The organism is Yinghuangia aomiensis (assembly GCF_039542225.1).
Taxonomy (GTDB): domain Bacteria; phylum Actinomycetota; class Actinomycetes; order Streptomycetales; family Streptomycetaceae; genus Yinghuangia; species Yinghuangia aomiensis.
In genome coordinates, this window is the sequence record NZ_BAABHS010000049.1 from 40,148 (window position 1) to 56,484 (window position 16,337).

General features: G+C 71.1%; 11 protein-coding genes and 1 pseudogene. 7 read left to right on the forward strand and 5 right to left on the reverse strand.

The features are described from left to right. Positions 1-154 precede the first annotated feature (154 nt). The 3 genes from ABEA93_RS38215 (at position 155) to ABEA93_RS38225 (ending at position 3,345) form a co-directional block, all read left to right on the forward strand. Positions 155-694 carry a hypothetical protein gene (locus ABEA93_RS38215; protein ID WP_345680576.1) on the forward strand — a complete coding sequence of 180 codons (540 nt, stop codon included), beginning with the start codon at positions 155-157 and terminating at the stop codon, positions 692-694. A gap of 37 nt (positions 695-731) precedes the next feature. After that, positions 732-2,078: a nucleotidyl transferase AbiEii/AbiGii toxin family protein gene (locus ABEA93_RS38220; RefSeq protein WP_345680577.1), complete on the forward strand. Its 1,347-nt coding sequence runs from the start codon at positions 732-734 to the stop codon at positions 2,076-2,078. Between the two features lie 154 nt (positions 2,079-2,232). Continuing rightward, the gene (locus ABEA93_RS38225; RefSeq protein WP_345680578.1) at positions 2,233-3,345 is read left to right on the forward strand and encodes a hypothetical protein; all 1,113 of its coding nucleotides are present in this window, start codon (positions 2,233-2,235) and stop codon (positions 3,343-3,345) included. Positions 3,346-3,427: 82 nt separating this feature from the next. Here ABEA93_RS38225 and ABEA93_RS38230 read toward each other — a convergent pair whose 3' ends face one another. Next, on the reverse strand, positions 3,428-4,045 hold the full coding sequence (locus ABEA93_RS38230) for a TetR/AcrR family transcriptional regulator (RefSeq protein WP_345680579.1): 618 nt from the start codon (positions 4,043-4,045) through the stop codon (positions 3,428-3,430). A gap of 229 nt (positions 4,046-4,274) precedes the next feature. Here ABEA93_RS38230 and ABEA93_RS38235 point away from each other — a divergent pair, with 229 nt between their 5' ends. Beyond that, the gene (locus ABEA93_RS38235; RefSeq protein ID WP_345680580.1) at positions 4,275-5,591 is read left to right on the forward strand and encodes a D-arabinono-1,4-lactone oxidase; all 1,317 of its coding nucleotides are present in this window, start codon (positions 4,275-4,277) and stop codon (positions 5,589-5,591) included. A 210-nt stretch (positions 5,592-5,801) separates the two neighbouring features. Continuing rightward, entirely contained in the window at positions 5,802-7,439 is a 1,638-nt protein-coding gene (locus ABEA93_RS38240) for a family 20 glycosylhydrolase (protein ID WP_345680581.1), read from the forward strand. A 2-nt stretch (positions 7,440-7,441) separates the two neighbouring features. Here ABEA93_RS38240 and ABEA93_RS38245 read toward each other — a convergent pair whose 3' ends face one another. Both ABEA93_RS38245 and ABEA93_RS38250 read right to left on the reverse strand, forming a co-directional pair. After that, entirely contained in the window at positions 7,442-7,888 is a 447-nt protein-coding gene (locus ABEA93_RS38245; protein ID WP_345680582.1) for an acyl-CoA thioesterase, read from the reverse strand. An 11-nt stretch (positions 7,889-7,899) separates the two neighbouring features. Then, entirely contained in the window at positions 7,900-8,835 is a 936-nt protein-coding gene (locus ABEA93_RS38250; RefSeq protein ID WP_345680583.1) for a LysR family transcriptional regulator, read from the reverse strand. Positions 8,836-8,960: 125 nt separating this feature from the next. On the opposite strand from ABEA93_RS38250, the gene dnaE reads away from it, so the two are divergent. After that, positions 8,961-12,548, forward strand: coding sequence for a DNA polymerase III subunit alpha (dnaE, locus tag ABEA93_RS38255; protein ID WP_345680584.1), 3,588 nt, complete (start codon positions 8,961-8,963; stop codon positions 12,546-12,548). Positions 12,549-12,593: 45 nt separating this feature from the next. Here the strand turns inward: dnaE and ABEA93_RS38260 are convergent, their stop codons facing one another. Continuing rightward, entirely contained in the window at positions 12,594-14,624 is a 2,031-nt protein-coding gene (locus tag ABEA93_RS38260; RefSeq protein WP_345680585.1) for a TerD family protein, read from the reverse strand. A gap of 151 nt (positions 14,625-14,775) precedes the next feature. Further along, a complete protein-coding gene (locus ABEA93_RS38265) occupies positions 14,776-15,843 on the reverse strand; it encodes an amidinotransferase (protein ID WP_345680586.1) in 1,068 nt (355 codons plus the stop codon). 271 nt (positions 15,844-16,114) lie between these two features. Here ABEA93_RS38265 and ABEA93_RS38270 point away from each other — a divergent pair. After that, positions 16,115-16,337 (forward strand): annotated as a pseudogene (locus tag ABEA93_RS38270) (LLM class flavin-dependent oxidoreductase); the annotation flags it as partial.

Below are 16,337 nucleotides of genomic sequence, written 5' to 3' on the forward strand. Positions count from 1 at the left end.
CCGCTGACAAGATCGGTGTGTGGTGACGGATGTCAGGTCTGGGGTGGCGTTTCCCGCCGATGTGGCGGGGGAGTTCGAGACGCATGTCACGGTGCGGTGTGCGGAGGCGGAGGTGGGTCGGCTTGCCGAGTGGGCGGGGGCTCGCGGGGCCGGAGTGACGCACATCGTGCTGGGGCGCGGAGAGGTCGTGTCGCAGCCGATGGTGACGGTGCGGGCGCGGACGACGCTGGAGGCGGCGCGGAGTGCCGGGGCGGTGTGGGCCGGGGCCGCGCGGAGTGCCGGGTTCGAGGTGGTGCGGGTCAAGATCGAGGCGGCGCCGTGGCATCCGGGTGTGCCGCGTACGGACGCGGACGCGGCGGCGATGGCGGCGTCCTACCATTTCGAGCACCACGTCAAAGTGCTTCTGGAACCCGCTGTGGATACGCGGGAGTTGGCGGATATCGCGGTGCGGCACGACGCGCATCTGTCGCACAATGCCCGTCGGGTGCGTGACGACGGCCGAGCCGAGCGGTTCGTGACGCAGCGGTGCCGCGGAGTGGGGGACGCGACCGCGGAGCGGGCGTTGGCCGCGCTGACGGCCGAGCTTCGCGACGGTGGTTACGCAATCCACTCCGTGGAACGGGAGTTCGTGGTCCACGACGACCACGAGGCACTGGATCGCGGCTGGATCGACGAAGCCGCCGCGCGCGCATGAAGGACAGCGGCAAGTACTACGGGAGAGGCGACCGCACATGACGATCGACGAACGGCCGACGTCCTGGGACGAGATGGAGTGGGGGCCCTGGCCCGAGACCGACGTCGTGCCGCAGGAACCGCTGGACGACGAGACCCGCGAGAACCAGGGCCTGCCGACGTCGCTGTCCGTGGTCCGCGGCGAAGGTGTCGTGCAGCGGCCGGTGTTCGAGCCGGCGTTGCAGCACTACTCGCGGGCGATGCGGCCCGGTGAGCCGCAGTTCGCGTCCGCCGAGACCGCCGCGCGTTGGTACGCGGCGCGGCACCGCGCCCTCGACCACGTCCTCGCCGGCATCGCCTCGTCGGCGTGGGCCGAGCATCTCGTGCTGCGCGGCAGCATCCTGCTCAAGGCCTGGTACGGCGACGCCGCCCGCGAACCGCGCGACCTCGACTTCGTCGTCGTGCCGCCGACCTGGGTCATGGAGGAGCCGCGCACCGACCGCATGCTCGAAGACCTGGCCGCCGCCGCGGCCGAGGTGTCGAAGGCGGACGCCGGCAGCACGGTGCGGATCGACGCCGCGGGCGCGGCGAGCGACGAGATCTGGACGTACGACCGGGTCCCCGGCCGTCGCCTGGTCCTGCCGTGGCACGCCGACGGCCTGCCGTCGGGCAGCGTGCAGCTGGACTTCGTGTTCAACGAACGCATCCCGCACACACCGGAGTTCACGCACATACCGGCCCGCCACGCGGACCACGGCAACGCCGCCGGGCACCGCATCCTGGCCGCCACTCCCGCGCAGTCTCTCGCGTGGAAGCTGCTGTGGCTGGTGACCGACACCTATCCGCAGGGCAAGGACCTGTACGACGCCGTCCTCCTCGCCGAAGCCGGCTCGCTCCCCGCCGACTTGCTGCTGCGCAGCCTCGTGTCGTCGGACGCGTCGTGGGCCGGGCAGCGCGTCACCACCGCGTTCCTGGACGACATCGACGTGGACGCGGACGAGTTCCGCAAGGACTACCCGGAGGTTCCGGACGGCATCGAGCAGTTGCTGGAACGTCTGAAGGCCGCGCTCGCCCCGACGTTCGCGCAGGCCGCCGCCGAGCCGCCCGCCGACGGATACGCCCGCCGCGCCGCGCTGCTCGCCCCGGCGGTCGAACGCCTGCGCGAGCTGGTGCGCGAGGAGGGCCTGGACGCGGTGCTGTCCCGGGTGAGCATGGACCGCGACCCGCTGCCGGAGACCCTCGTCCTGCTGCGCGAGACGATCGGTGCGGACGCCTGCACGCTGGAGGACGTCGCGGCGACGTACGTCGACTTCACGGCCCGCGCCTACCCCGGCTCCTACAACTACTACCGGCGCACCCCGGAGGAGCTGGCCAACGCCGTCGCCAAGCTCGGCGAAACCGTCTGAGCCTCCGCCCCCTCTCCCCCGCCCCCGCAGGCGCCCGAACGGGCGCCTGCGGCCCGTGCTCCGGCGTGCCCCGCATGCTTCGGCGCTTCGACCGTTGAGTCGTGCCCGCTGAGTCGTCCAGCCGTTCCGTCGTTCAGCCGTTCGAAGGAGTTCCATGACCGACAACGACCGGTCGCTCGCCGGTCTCGTGCTCGCGTTCGCGCCGCCGGAGGCCGCGGCGGCGGTCGCCGCCCGGATCGGCGAGCCGTCCGCGGTCGAGCAGCGCGAGCCTGCGCCGTTGCCGACCGAGCAGTTCACGGCGGCGCTGGCGTCCGGTCCGGACGTACCGCCGAAGATCCTGCGGCTGCCCGGCCGTTCCCGTCCGGCGGACCCGGTGCCGCCAGCCGCGGCGGAGTTGTGGGCGTTGGAGCGGGACAAGCTGCGCCAGTGGCTGCCGTGCATGATCGCGTCGGGCGACCCGGAGACCGCCCGCGTCGTGGTCAACCGGGTGCCGTTGAAGACCGAGGCGGGCCGGATCCGGGTGGTCGCCGCGGTCTGGGAGCGGCACGGCCGCGACGCCGCTCGCGCGGTGTTCGCCGAGGCCTCCTTCCCGGCGGAACTCGGCGGGACGCTGACCGCACCGGCGTTCGAGGACGCGTCCGCGCTCGCGGTCGCCGCGGCACTCGACGCGGACGACGGCCTCGACAGGCTGCGGGCCCAGCTCGCCGTCCACGAGAGCGCGGCCGAGATCGTCGAGCAGCTCCGCTCGCTGGAGGAAAACGCCGACGAGATCGACCATTTGGTGGCCGAAGGCACCGCGCTGCCGTGGGACGCGATCGTGGCCGCGCACCGCGAGCGCCCGTTCCGCACCGAGATCCGGAACGCGCTCGCGGCGCGGGCCGAGTGCCCGCTGCCGATGCTCATCGACCTGCTCCAGGCCGGAATTCCCGAGGCCGACACCACGCACTGGTACGGCGAACCGGCACGGCTCGCGCCGGACTGGCTGGACGGGGCGCTCGTCCACGGCCGCATCTCCCCCGTCGACGTGCTCACCCACCTGCGCCCCGCACGCGACACGCTGAAGCTGTTCGTCCACGACGACTACCGGGTCAACCGCGCGCACTGGCACGCCGGCACCCCGCGCCCCGACCTCGCCGAGTTGTTCGCCGCGCACTGGGGAGACGACGTGGAGGCCTGGGTGGTCGCGGTGCGGCTGCTGCCCGAGTTCGCCGGGACGCTGCCGGAACTCGCCGCGACGGCACGGGCGTCCGTGGAGGTGGCCGGATAGCGGGTGGCCGGTCCGGTTGGCAGCGAGTTGGAGGCTCAGCGGCCGACCGGCGGCCGGAAGCCGCGCCGCCGCCGAGCCCCGCTCAGTCTCCGCGCGGCTCGGCGGCGGCGATCAGATAGCCCGCGAACTCGTCGAGTGCGGCGCGGGCTTGGGCGTCGTCGCGGTCGATGAGCCAGTTGAGGGTGAGGCCGTCCATGACGCCGAAGCCGTAGCGGGCGAGGACGGCCACATCGACGTTCCAGCGCACGTCGGCGACCGTGGCGATGGTCTCCAGGTACTCGCGGAAGACGTCCCGGTACTGCCGGTACTGGGCACGCGCCACATCGGCAAGCTCGGGGTGGCGCAGCGCGTACTGGGTCAGCTCGTAGGTGACCATCTGCTCGTCGGGCTCGGCCTGGATGCGGCGCCAGTAGGCGTCGATGCTGCCGCCGATGACCGCGGCGGGGTCACGGCGGCCGTCGCCCTCCGGCGCGGCGCCGTCGGTCACGGTCGGCGGCAGCGTCTTGGCCATGATCGTCTCGATGACGCTGTGCAGGAGTTCCGCCTTGGAGCGGAAGCAGTAGTGGAACGCGCCGAGCGGCAGGCCGGCCTCGGCGACGATGGCCCGGGTCGAAGCCGCGGCGACGCCGTCCCGGACCATCACCCGGATCGCGGCGTCGACCAGGTTTTCGCGGCTCTCTTCGGCCGAGCGGCGGGGCATGGGCGGTCTCCGGGGTTGTGCGGCGCCGGGTGGCGCGGGTCGTCGAGCCAACGTATCCCAGCGGGTGCCCGGCCGCCGCGGTTTGGCCGCCCGGTCTTGGACACTCGTCCAGGTCACTTGTCCAATTCGATCGGCCGGAACCCTTGACTTGGACGGTCGACCAAGTCCAGCCTTCCGATGGAGCCGCGAGCGGGATGCGGCCCGCCGTTCTCCCGGGAGGTTCACCGTCATGAGCAGTGTCTGGCGCAACTGGGCGGGCAACGAGCAGGCGTCTCCGGTGCGCGTGGAGCGCCCGACGGACCCGGCCGAGGCCGCCGCCGCGGTCAAGGGCGCGGTGCGCGACGGCCTGCGGGTCAAGGCGGTCGGGTCCGGGCACTCGTTCACGGGCGCGGCGGTGGCGCCGGGTGTGCAGCTGGACATGAGCGGGCTGGCCGGGCTGGTGTCCGTCGACCGCGGCACCGGGCTGGTGACCGTCGAGGCGGGCATGCCGCTGTGGCAGCTCAATCCGGTGCTGGCCGCGCACGGTTTGGCGATGGAGAACCTCGGCGACATCGACCGGCAGACCATCTCGGGCGCCATCTCCACCGGCACCCACGGCAGCGGACTGCGGTACGGCGGCATCGCCACGCAGGTCCGCGGCCTGGAGATGGTCCTCGCCGACGGTTCGCTCGTCACATGCTCGGCGACGGAGCGTCCGGACCTGTTCGCCGCCGCCCGGGTGGGGATCGGCGCGCTCGGGATTCTCACGAAGGTCACGCTGCAGTGCGTCCCGTCGTTCGTCCTGCACGCCCGGGACACCGGCATGCCGGTCGCCGAGACACTCGAACGCATGCAGGAACTCGCGGACGGGAACGACCACTTCGAATTCTTCTGGTTCCCGCACAGCGACCGGACGCTGACCCGCCGCTTCCGCCGCCTGCCCGGCGACAGTCCGCTGAAGCCCATCGGCGACTTCGCGCGGCGGCTCGACGAACGGGTCAGCGGCACCGGATTCGAGGCGCTGAACCGGATCGGGACCCGGTTCCCGGCCCTGATCCCCGGCATCACCCGGTTCGCGGCGCGCGCGATGTCGGCGCGCGAGTGGACGGATCTGTCCCACCGCGTCTTCGCCTCCGTACGTGATGTCCGCTTCCTGGAAGGCGAGTTCGCCATTCCGCGGGAGCGGGCACAGGAGGCGCTGCGGGAGATCAAGCGGTGGATCGACGCGAACGACGAAAGGGTGTCGTTCCCCTTGGAGGTGCGGTTCGCGCCGGCCGACGACGTGTGGCTGTCGACCGCGCACGAGCGGGAGAGCTGCTACATCGCTTTCCACCAGTACCACCGAATGCCGCACGAGCGGTATTTCCGGGCGTGCGAGGACATCCTGGGGTCGTTCGGCGGGCGGCCGCACTGGGGCAAGATGCACACGCTCGGCGCGGAACAGCTGCGGCCGCGGTACGCCCGCTTCGACGATTTCGTGGCGCTGCGGGACCGGGTGGACCCGGCGGGGGTGTTCGGGAACGCGTATCTGGACCGGGTGCTGGGGGCGGCGCCGGAGGCGGAGTAGGCGGGGGTCCGCGGCGGGACGGCAGGCAGCCAGGGCAGCCCGCGGGTGCGCCACTCCTCCGCGAGGCGGCCCACGGGGAGGTCTCCCGTTCGCCCGCTCGGCTTCACCCGCACGACTCTTTTTTCATGACCGTGAGAAAGTCATTGACCAGGGAAGCAGGCGCCCTCTACGGTCGAATTCCTCGACCCGTTTCGGCCCCGGGAGCCCGTCATGCCCGCACTGATCCCCGCCCCTGCCCGGTCCCGTCCCGGCGACGCGGTGGACGCGTTTGTGCTCCGTCCCGGAGATGCGGTCTCCGCACCTGCGGAACTCCGGCCCGTCGCGGAGCTGTTCGTCCGCGAGCTGGCGGCGGGCGGCGGGCCGGAGCTGCGCGTCGCCGAGGGCGAGGGTGCGATTCGTCTGGAGCTGACGGATGACACCGCCGACTTCGACGGGCTGCCGGCTACCGCGGGAGTGCGGGCGGCGGACGGCGACTCGGCCGACGAACGCTACGGGCTGGACGTCGGCGCGGACGGCGTCCGCGTGTGGGCGGGCGCGGCGGAGGGGATCGCCCGCGGGCTGACGACGCTGCGCCAGCTCGCCGGGACGTCCGAGCGCCCCGTCCTGTCCGCGCAGCGGATCCTCGACGCGCCCCGGTTCGCGTGGCGTGGGCTGTCGCTGGACGTGGCACGGACGTTCTTCGACGTCGGCCAGGTCAAGTCCGTGATCGACCTGCTCGCGTACTACAAGCTCAACGTGCTCCACCTGCACCTGACCGACGACCAGGGCTGGCGCCTGCACATCGACGCGCGCCCCGACCTCACCCGGGTCGGCGCCCGCGGCGCGTTCGCCGGACGTCCCGGCGGGTTCTACACGCAGGACGACTACCGGGAGATCGTCCGGTACGCCGCGGAGCGGTACGTCACGGTCGTTCCCGAGATCGACGTCCCGGGGCACTGCCAGGCCGTGTTCGCGGCGTATCCGGAGCTGGCGCCGACGGGGTGGGATCCCGACAGCCCGCACACCATCCTCGATCCCGGCAGCGATCCCGCCCGGCTCAATTCGCTCGACCCCGACAACCCCGCCACGTGGCCGTTCCTCACCGACGTGCTCACCGAGGTAGCCGCCCTGACCCCCGGCCGCTTCGTGCACATCGGCGGAGACGAGGCGGTCATCGGCGAGGACGCGTACCGCCGGTTCGTGGCCGGCATGCGCGGCATCACCGCTTCGCTGGGCAAGCGCGTCGTCGGCTGGCAGGAGACCGCCCGCGCCGGACTCGCGCCGGGCGACGTCGCGCAGCACTGGATCAGCAGCACGAGCATCGACCCGGACGCCCTGGACTTCGCGAACCTGCCCGCCGGAATGGAGCTGCCGGAGAACTTCCACGAGGTGCTGCTGCCGATGCTGCTGGAGATGTTCGCCAAGGCGGAGCACGACGTCACCGCGGCGCTCAAGGACGGGGCGCGGATCCTGCTGTCGCCGAACGCCGTCGCGTACCTCGACCAGCCCTACCGCGACGCGGGCCCGGCCGCGCAAGAGGAACTCCGCGCCCGCCTCGGGCTCCAGGTGTACCCGGGCAACACGCTGGAATCGGCGCTCGACTGGGATCCGTCGACACACCACACCGACATCCCGGGCGACGAGGCGATCGCCGGGGTCGAGGCCGCGGTGTGGTGCGAAACCGTGGAGAACTTCGACGACCTGGAGTTCCTGCTGCTGCCCCGTTTGGCCGGGGTGGCGGAGAAGGCCTGGGCGCCGCGGGGCAGCTACGCGTGGGACGACTACGCACGGCGCCTGGCGGCGCAGGCCCCGGTCTGGCAGCGGGCGGGGCGGACATATTTTGCGGCCGATTCGGTGAACTGGGAGTGAGGTCAGCCGAGTTGGTATGCCTCCATCAGTGCGCGCCGCTCCGGCGGGATCGGGGTGGGCCCCGCATCGGTCATGTGCACGATGATCGAGTCACAGAGGCCGACACAGGTGCCGTCGTGGAACAGCCCCATGCCGTATTCGGCGGATGACGAGCCGATGCGGGTGACCGCCGCACCCACGACGTAGGTGGCCGGGTAGGGGGCCTCGCTCAGATAGCGCATGCGGGATTCCAGGACGACGAAGCGGAAGTCCCGGCGACGCGTGATGAGGTCCTCACCGAAGAGGCGCATATTGAGCGTCGCCCGCCCGTCCTCGTAGAACGACGCGATGGCAACGTTGTTGATATGCCGCTGCAGATCCATATCCGCAAACCGCGCGGGGATCTCACGATGATGCGGGTAATCGGCGAGGACGAGGCGGCGGGGATCGGGGGCGGCATGGGGAGGCATGGGGTCAGACACTACCGAGCCCGCCTGGCCCAGTCCGGGACCCATACCTCGTCCTCCGGGCGCAGCCCCTCCAGTGCCACCAGATACTCGCGCAGGGCCGCGAGGCCGGGGTGTGGGTTGTCCGTTCGCCACAGCAGGGAGTGCCGGTAGACGGGGGTGGGCTTGTGCACGACGACGCGGCGCAGGTCGTAGCCCATCGGCCAGACCCGTGGGGTGTGCTCGCCCACGAAGGTGCCCAGGGTGGTCGACTGGCTGATGGTGTCCAGTAGGGCCTCGATGCCGAAGTCCGGTCCCGTGGTCTCGATGGTGCAGCCGAAGGCGGCGGCCAATTCGTCGTAGTACGCGGCCCATTCCGTGCCGGGTGCGTTGGCCGGCATCCATATCCGGTGGCCCGCCAACTCGCCCGGGGTGATCGTCGATGCGTGGGCCAAGGGGTGTGCGCGGCCGGTGCACAGCTGCAGCGGTTCGTCGTAGACCGGTACCGCGGTGATGCCGTCCGGCAGCGGCACGCCGTTCCGTACCGAGCGGAACGTGGCGTCGATCGCCCCGGCTTGCAGGGCCGCGATCGCCGTGTCCGCGTCGAACAGGGTCACCACGTCGAGTGGCGTCTGCCGGTGCGCGCTGTGGAAGTCCCGGAGCAGCCCCGCCACGCACAGGCGCCGTCCGATGACGTCCACGCGCAGCGCCCGCGTCCCCGGACGCACCGAGGCCGCGGCGCGCTCCTCGGCCGACAGGAGCGCCCGTGCGTGCGGCAGGAACGCCTGCCCGTCGATCGTCAGCTCGGCCCCGCGCGGCGTGCGCGCGAACAGGCCGACACCGAGTTCCTCCTCCAGCGCCGCCACCCGCTTGGACACCGCCTGCTGGCTGAGTCCGAGGTCGGCGGCGGCCCGCTGGAACTGGCCGCTGTCGGCCACGGCGATGAACGTGCGCACGGTGTTGAGGTCCACGCGCCCCAGCCTAGTAGGACAACCATCCGTTGTAGGCAGCCCGCGTGGCGGTTGTTTGATCGGTGCCGCAGGCGGTCGCTTTGATGGCGCTGGCCATCAGTTTTTGGTGCGGAGGCGACGCCACTATGACCGATTCATTCGTTCACCTGCACAACCATACCGAGTACTCCATGCTGGACGGAGCCCAGCGTTTGCGGCCCATGTTCCAGGAGGCCGCACGGCGGAACATGCCCGCGATCGCGATGAGCGACCACGGCAACATGTTCGGCGCGTACGAATTCGTGCAAGTCGCCAAGGACGTCGGGACCGTCCGCCCGATCATCGGCATCGAAGCCTACGTCGCCCCGTCCTCGCGGTTCGCCCGCCGCCAGGAATTCTGGGCTCCGGGCGGGCGGCGCGCGCCCGGCGACGACGGCGAGAACTCCAAGGACGTCTCCGGCGGCGGCCGCTTCACCCACATGACCATGTGGGCCCGCGACACGCAGGGGCTGCGGAACCTGTTCCGGCTGAGCACGCAGGCCAGCTACGAAGGCCAGTTCCCCGCCGGCAAGCCCCGCATGGACCGCGAGCTGATCGCCGAGCGCCCCGAGGGCATCATCGCCACCACCGGCTGCCCGTCGGGCGAGGTCCAGACCCGGCTCCGACTCGGGCAGTACGACGAGGCCAAGGCCGCCGCCGCGGCCTACCAGGACATCTTCGGCCGCGACAGCTACTTCCTCGAACTGATGGACCACGGCCTCGCGATCGAACGCACCGTGCGCGACGACCTCCTCCGCCTCTCCCGAGAACTCGGCCTCCCTCCCCTGGCCACCAACGACGCGCACTACACGACCGAGGACCAGGCCGACGCCCACGACAACCTCCTCTGCATCGGCGTCGGCAAGAACAAGGACGCCCCGAACCGCTTCCGTTTCGCGGGCACCGGCTACTACCTCAAATCCGCCGCCGAAATGCGGGCGCTCTTCGCCGAACTCCCCGAGGCCTGCGACAACACCCTCCGCATCGCCGAACGCATCGAAACGTACGACGAAGTGTTCGACTTCGCCGACGAGATGCCGCAATACCCGGACGTCCCCGGCGGCGAGACGCAAGAGTCGTGGCTGCGCCGCGAAGTCCTGCGCGGCCTCGCGCTGCGCTACGGCGAGCCGGTCCCCGCGCACGTCCTCGACCGGTTCGAGACCGAGATGAAGGTCATCGGTCCGATGGGCTTCAGCGCGTACTTCCTCGTCGTCGCCGACATCTGCCGGTACGCGCGCGACAACGGCATCCCGGTCGGGCCGGGACGCGGCTCGGCGACCGGGTCGATCGTCGCGTACGCCACCCGCATCACCGAACTGTGCCCGCTCGAACACGGTCTCCTGTTCGAACGGTTCCTCAACCCGGAACGCATCAACCCGCCCGACGTCGACCTCGACTTCGACGACCGCCGCCGCGACCGCATGGTCCGGTATGTCACCGAGAAGTACGGCGACGAATACACCGCCTTCGTCAACACCTTCGGCCGCATCAAAGCCAAGAACGCGATCAAGGACTCCGCCCGCATCCTCGGCTACCCCTACGCGCACGGCGAACGCATCACCAAAGCCCTGCCACCCGACCAGAACGGCAAATCCGCCCCGCTCGACGCGATCTTCGACCCCGCCCACCCGCGCCACGCCGAGGCGGGCGAGATCCGGCGGATGTACGAGGCCGAAGCCGACGTACGCAGCGTCGTCGACACCGCCCGCGGCGTCGAAGGCCTCACCCGCGGCACCGGCGTGCACGCCGCCGCGGTCATCCTGTCCAAGACCAGGCTCACCGACCGCATCCCGCTGCACATGCGCGCCGCCGACGGCGCGAAGATCACCGGTTTCGACTACCCGTCGTGCGAGGCGATGGGGCTGATCAAGATGGACTTCCTGGGGCTGCGGAACCTCGGCGTCATCGACATGGCCATCGCCAACATCCGCGAGAACCGCGGCGTCTCCCTCGCCACCGTCGACCCCCTCGACGAGCGCCGGGACCCGGTCACCGTCATCCCGCTCGACGACGCCAAGACCTACCGCCTCCTCGCCGACGGCAACACCCTCGGTGTCTTCCAGCTCGACGGCACCGGCATGCGATCCCTCCTCAAGCTCATGGAACCCACCCGATTCGAGGACATCGCCGCCGCCAACGCCCTCTACCGCCCAGGGCCGATGGCCGCGAACGCGCACACCAACTACGCCCTGCGGCAGAACGGCAAACAGGACCCGGACCCGATCCATCCGGAACTCGCCGAGGCCCTCGAACCCATCCTCGGATCCACCCACCATCTGCTGATCTACCAAGAGCAGATCATGGCGATCGCCCGGCAACTCGCCGGCTACACCCTCGGCGGTGCGGACATGCTGCGCCGCGCGATGGGCAAGAAGAAGCCGGAAGTGCTGGCCGCCGAATGGGAGAAGTTCCACGGGGGCATGCACACGAACGGGTTTTCGGATGCGGCGATCCAGGCGCTGTGGGACGTGATGCTGCCGTTCTCCGGCTACGCCTTCAACAAATCGCACACCGCCGGCTACGGCCTGGTCTCCTACTGGACGGCTTACCTGAAGGCCAACTACCCCGCCGAGTACATGGCCGCGCTGCTCACCTCGGTCGGCGACGACAAGGACCGCGCCGCGGCCTACCTCGCCGACGCCCGCGCCAACGCGGTTCGCGTGCTGCCGCCGGACGTCAACGAGTCCGCGGCGGAGTTCACCGCCGTGGGCGACGACGTCCGGTTCGGCCTCCTGTCCGTGCGCAACGTCGGCGACGGGGTGATCACCGCGATCACCGAAGCCCGCCGCACCCGCGGCAAGTACGCGTCGTTCACCGACTTCCTCGACAAGTCCGACCTGCCCGCGCTCAACAAACGCGCCGTCGAGTCCCTCATCAAGGCCGGCGCCTTCGACTCACTCGGCCACACCCGCAAAGGCCTCGCCGCCATCCACGAACAGGCCGTCGACGCCGTCATCCCGGTGAAGAAGGCCGCCGCCTTCGGCCAGGACGACCTCTTCGCCGCCGGCTCCCCCGCCGACAACCCGGCCTTCGCCCTCGACCTCGCCATCGACGACACCGAATGGCCGCGCCGCGAACTCCTGGCCGCGGAACGCGACATGCTCGGCCTCTACGTCTCCGCCCACCCCCTCGACGGCGCCGACCACGTCCTCTCCCCCGCCCGCGACTGCACCATCACCGACCTCCTGGCCTCCGGCCGCACCTCCGGCGACGTCCGCCTCGCCGGCCTCGTCACAGGCCTCCAGCGCAAACTCACCAAACAAGGCAACGCATGGGCGATCATCACCCTCGCCGACCGCGACGCCTCCCTCGACGTCCTGTTCTTCCCCGCCGCCTACCAACTCGCCGAACACGCCCTCGCCGAAGACAACGCCATCAGCGTCCACGGCCGCCTCGAAGACCGCGACGGCACCGTCAACCTCCACGCCAAAGACCTACGCCAACTCGACATCAGCAACACCGGAACCCACCCCCCGGTCCACTTGCTGCTGCCGCAACACCGCATCACCCCGGCCGCCATCGCCGCCCTCAAACGCCTCCTCGCCGAACACCCGGGCACCACCCCGGTCCACCTGTCCGTCCGCGGCCCCGAAACCACCACCCGCTACGCCTTGGCGGCACGAGTCGACCCGACCACCCTCGCATCGGACATCAAGGGAACATTCGGGGCCGAGGTGTGGGCGGGGGTGGGCTGAGCGCCGGGGCCGCGGCGGGCGTCGCCGCCCGCCGCGGCCCCGGCGTCACGCCTCGTCGTCGGCCACGGCCTCACCGCGCGCCGCAGGCGGCTTCACCGCCTGCATGACATCGCGGTAGAACCGGTCCACCGCAGCGTCGACACTGCGGATGAACCCGGTCTCCTCCGCGCCGCGCTTCGTCCCCATCGACGTCGCCAACGCCAGGTGGAAGCCGGTGATCGCCGCCCCGTCGTCCGGAACCAGCAGTCCCGGTTCCGTCCGCAGCGCACGCAGCAACTCGCACGGCCCCGAACCGGTGTCCCCCACCAATGCCTCGACCCGGACATCGTCCGGCGCGTGCTCGAGCTGCCGGGTCAGCCACCGCACCCGGGTGAGCTGCCGCGTCTGATCGGGACCGTCGAACTGCACCGACGTGGCGATCTTCGAGGTGCGCAGGTCGGCCGTGAGCCCCAACGTGCCGATCGTCCCGGGAATCCGGATCTCCGCCGCCAGGACGCCGCTTTCCGCCAACGTCGTCGCGGTGACCGCGCGCCGCTGGGCGGCGTCGAGGTTGCGCCGCCCGCGCATGACCGGCGCGACGGTCACCCCGAGTTCGCCGCCCAACCGCAGGCACAACTGCCGGACGAGCTTCTCCCAGCTCTCCGCCACCTGCAGAGCCCGCCGGTCCCCCGGCCGCAACGTGCCCGCCGACACCGCCTCCCGCACCGGCACCCAGCCGGCACCCATGTTGTCGAAGCCCTTGCACCCCGCGTTGTCGTGCCGCAGGAAGTACAGAAGTTCGTCGAGCAGCCACAGGTGCGCGGGATTCGCGACACCTTGATGGTGCGTCAGCATGTGTGCCTCGTGGGCGACTTCGGCCCACGAAAGATGGCGCAGCGCGACTTTGCCGCGCAGCTTGCGTTTGTCGATCGCAACCGGGTGCTCGCCGTCCGACCCAAGGTCGTTGGAAAGCGTGATGACCGCCTCGTACTTGTGGCGGCGGGCGACCTCGATGTACGACTCGACCTGCTCCGGCTTGAGCGGATTCCCGCCGGTCTTCGTCTCGACCAGCGCCGTCCACACCCGGCCGCCTCGCGCGACCTTGACGATCCCGTCCGGACGTACCCGGTCCTCGCCGAGCTTGAAGGACACTTCGGCGTACGTCTCGATCGCCCCGGCGGGCGCGTTGAACTTGCCGGTGATCCGGCGGCCGAATTCCGGCACCTGCGCCATGACCGCCAGCAGGACCGACGTCGCCCGGACTTCGCGCTCCTGCTCGTTGCGCAGTCCGGACACCGGGAAGACCCGAGCCCTGTGCCAGGAGTCGTCGTCGGCAAGGCCGGGCTTGGCGAGCTTGGGGAGGACCGTCTTCTTCTTGGCGGTGCGCACGCGGCGCGGCTTGGCCGCCGGTTCGCCCTCGGCCGGCGGGGCGCTCGCGGATCCCTCGGGTGCGGCGGCGGGTGTCACCGCGGCGAACTCGATCGGCGGCAGGGAGGCCTTGTCGATCGGATCGGCGGCCGCGCCGGACTCCGCCGGGTCCGCGCTTTCGTCCTCGTCGACGTCGATGCCGAAGTCGGTGGCGAGGCCGGCGAGTCCGGAGTCGTAGCCCTGTCCGACCGCGCGGAACTTCCATTCACCGCCACGCCGGTACAACTCGCCGAAGACGAAAGCCGTTTCCGTCGACGCGTCGTCGATGTCGAACCTGGCCACCGGTTCGCCCGACGCGTCGGAAAGCATCAGGTGGAGGCCGTCGAGCTCGCCGAAGCACCCGCCGCCGTAGCGGCTCGCGACGATCAGAACCCGGGCGACCTCCTCCGGTATGCCGACGAGGTCGACCGCGATCCGGTCCTCGGAACCGGCGTCGGTGGGCGTCTTGCCGAGCAGATGCACGGCGTCGTCGCTCCGCGGTTCGCGGTTGTAGAAGTAGAAATCGTCGTCGCTGCGGACCTTGCCGTCCGCGTCCAACAGCAGCGCCGACGCGTCGGCGTCCCCGCTCCCGGAAACGTCGGCCCAGTTCAAGGCCAGCGCCACCGACGTCACTTCCTCGATCAGCGCCGACAGCGCGACGTTCTGTCCCTTGACCAGCTGCTGCAACACGCCCCCACGTAGCACTCGTTGTCGAATCGCCGCGTGACGGCTCCCCCGAAACGCGGCAGGCAGGCCAACGAGATGGTAATGGGATTGCGGGGACGAGGCAGGCTTTCGGCCACATCGGGACGATTTCCGGGACGGCGCCTGACGGGCGGGGTCAGGTCGGTTCGCGGCGGATGGGGTGGTGGGAGCAGCGGAAGCCGCCGGCGAAGGGGGTGACGGCGTCGAAGGGGAGGGGGTGGCAGGTGACGTTGTGGGCGGCGAGGGTTTCGGCGAGGCGGGGGAGGCGAGTGTCGAGGACGAGTTCGCCGGGGCCCAGGACGAGGACGTTGGCGGCGAGGAGGTCGAGGGCGTCGTCGAGGGTGACCTCGACGAGGTCCCAGTCGGCGAGCAGGGGTGGGAGGCCGGCGGTGAACTGGTCGCGGGCGACGATGGCCAGGCCTTCGCGGACGGCGGCGAGGCCGTCGTCGAGGTGGAGGACGCGCGGGTGCAGGGGGACCGCGTGGACGCGGTAGTCGGCGCCCAGCTCGGTGCGGAGCCAGTCGACGCCGTCGGGGTCGGTGGCGTAGCGGCCCTCGCCGACGCCGACGAGGAGGTCGGGGCCGAACAGCATGACGTCGCCGCCCTCGAGGAACGGGCCGCGCGCGTCGGCGACGCGGTCGAGGGGGACGGCGCGGCCCGGCGGGACGACGGTGTGCCGGGCGCCGCGGGCGACGAGGTCGGCGATGAGGGGGCGGAGTCCGTAGCGCTCCTTGAAGCGGTGCGGGAGGCGCAGCGACGACTCGATCACGGTGTCGCCGACGACGATCATCGGGTCGCGGACGAAGATCTGGAGGGAGATCGGGGAGAACTCGGCGAAGAGGGCTTGTTCGTCGGGCGTGAGTTCGACCGGGCGGTGGACGGTGATGCCGCGGGCGGTCAGGAAGTCCGCGAGGGCGTCGAGCTGCGCGGCGCAGCGCGCGAAGCCGTCCGGGTCCGCCTGGGACCAGCGCTTGCCGGCGAGGTCGGCGGCGCGGCCGACGAAGCCGGCCGGGAGGAAGCCGAGGGCGCGGTCTCCGGTGGGCAGTGCGGGCGGGAAGGTGAAGTCGAGGGGGCGGCCGACGACGACCTCGGCGAGACGGTCCCACTCGCGGTGGACCCCGACGGGGGAGAGGGAGGAGGGCGAGAGGGGGGAGGGAGGAAGGGGCCCGGAAGGGGACGACGGAGAGGACGAGGCAGGGGGCACGGGGTTCCTTGCGGGGCGGGTGGCGAGGCGGGCGAGCGGGCAGCGACAGGGAGTAGTTCCCTGGACGCGCAGGGCCACACCTGACACCCCATCACCCGAATGTGACGTAGGACGCACGCATCCTGAGAACCGTCCGGTGATCGCTCTTGAACCGGCGGGCCGTTCATGTAAGCGTTACGCAAATCAGGAGCCCGCCCCGCACCGCATGTCCGGACGATCGCGGCAGCCCGGCCGGCCCTCCCCCATCCACGGCGACCAAGGAGGACTCCCGGTGGAGTTCGGTATCTTCCTGAACGGTTTCACCCCGGGACCGGCCGCGCACGACCGCGCATCCGAGCACCTGTCCCTCATGCGCGAGCTCGACCTTGTGATCAAGGCGGACAAGCACAACTGGAAGTACGCCTGGTTCGGCGAGCACCACGCGCTGACCGAGTACAGCCACCTGTCGGCCCCCGAGGTCGCGATGGGTTACGTCGCCGCCCGCACCGAGCGCA

Excerpts from the sequence above, each read along its gene's own strand:
- ABEA93_RS38245 (WP_345680582.1), bottom strand. The coding sequence starts at position 7,888 with ATGCCTCCCCATGCCGCCCCCGATCCCCGCCGCCTCGTCCTCGCCGAT.
- dnaE (WP_345680584.1), top strand. The coding sequence starts at position 8,961 with ATGACCGATTCATTCGTTCACCTGCACAACCATACCGAGTACTCCATG.
- ABEA93_RS38235 (WP_345680580.1), top strand. The coding sequence starts at position 4,275 with ATGAGCAGTGTCTGGCGCAACTGGGCGGGCAACGAGCAGGCGTCTCCG.
- ABEA93_RS38220 (WP_345680577.1), top strand. The coding sequence starts at position 732 with ATGACGATCGACGAACGGCCGACGTCCTGGGACGAGATGGAGTGGGGG.
- ABEA93_RS38240 (WP_345680581.1), top strand. The coding sequence starts at position 5,802 with ATGCCCGCACTGATCCCCGCCCCTGCCCGGTCCCGTCCCGGCGACGCG.
- ABEA93_RS38230 (WP_345680579.1), bottom strand. The coding sequence starts at position 4,045 with ATGCCCCGCCGCTCGGCCGAAGAGAGCCGCGAAAACCTGGTCGACGCC.
- ABEA93_RS38225 (WP_345680578.1), top strand. The coding sequence starts at position 2,233 with ATGACCGACAACGACCGGTCGCTCGCCGGTCTCGTGCTCGCGTTCGCG.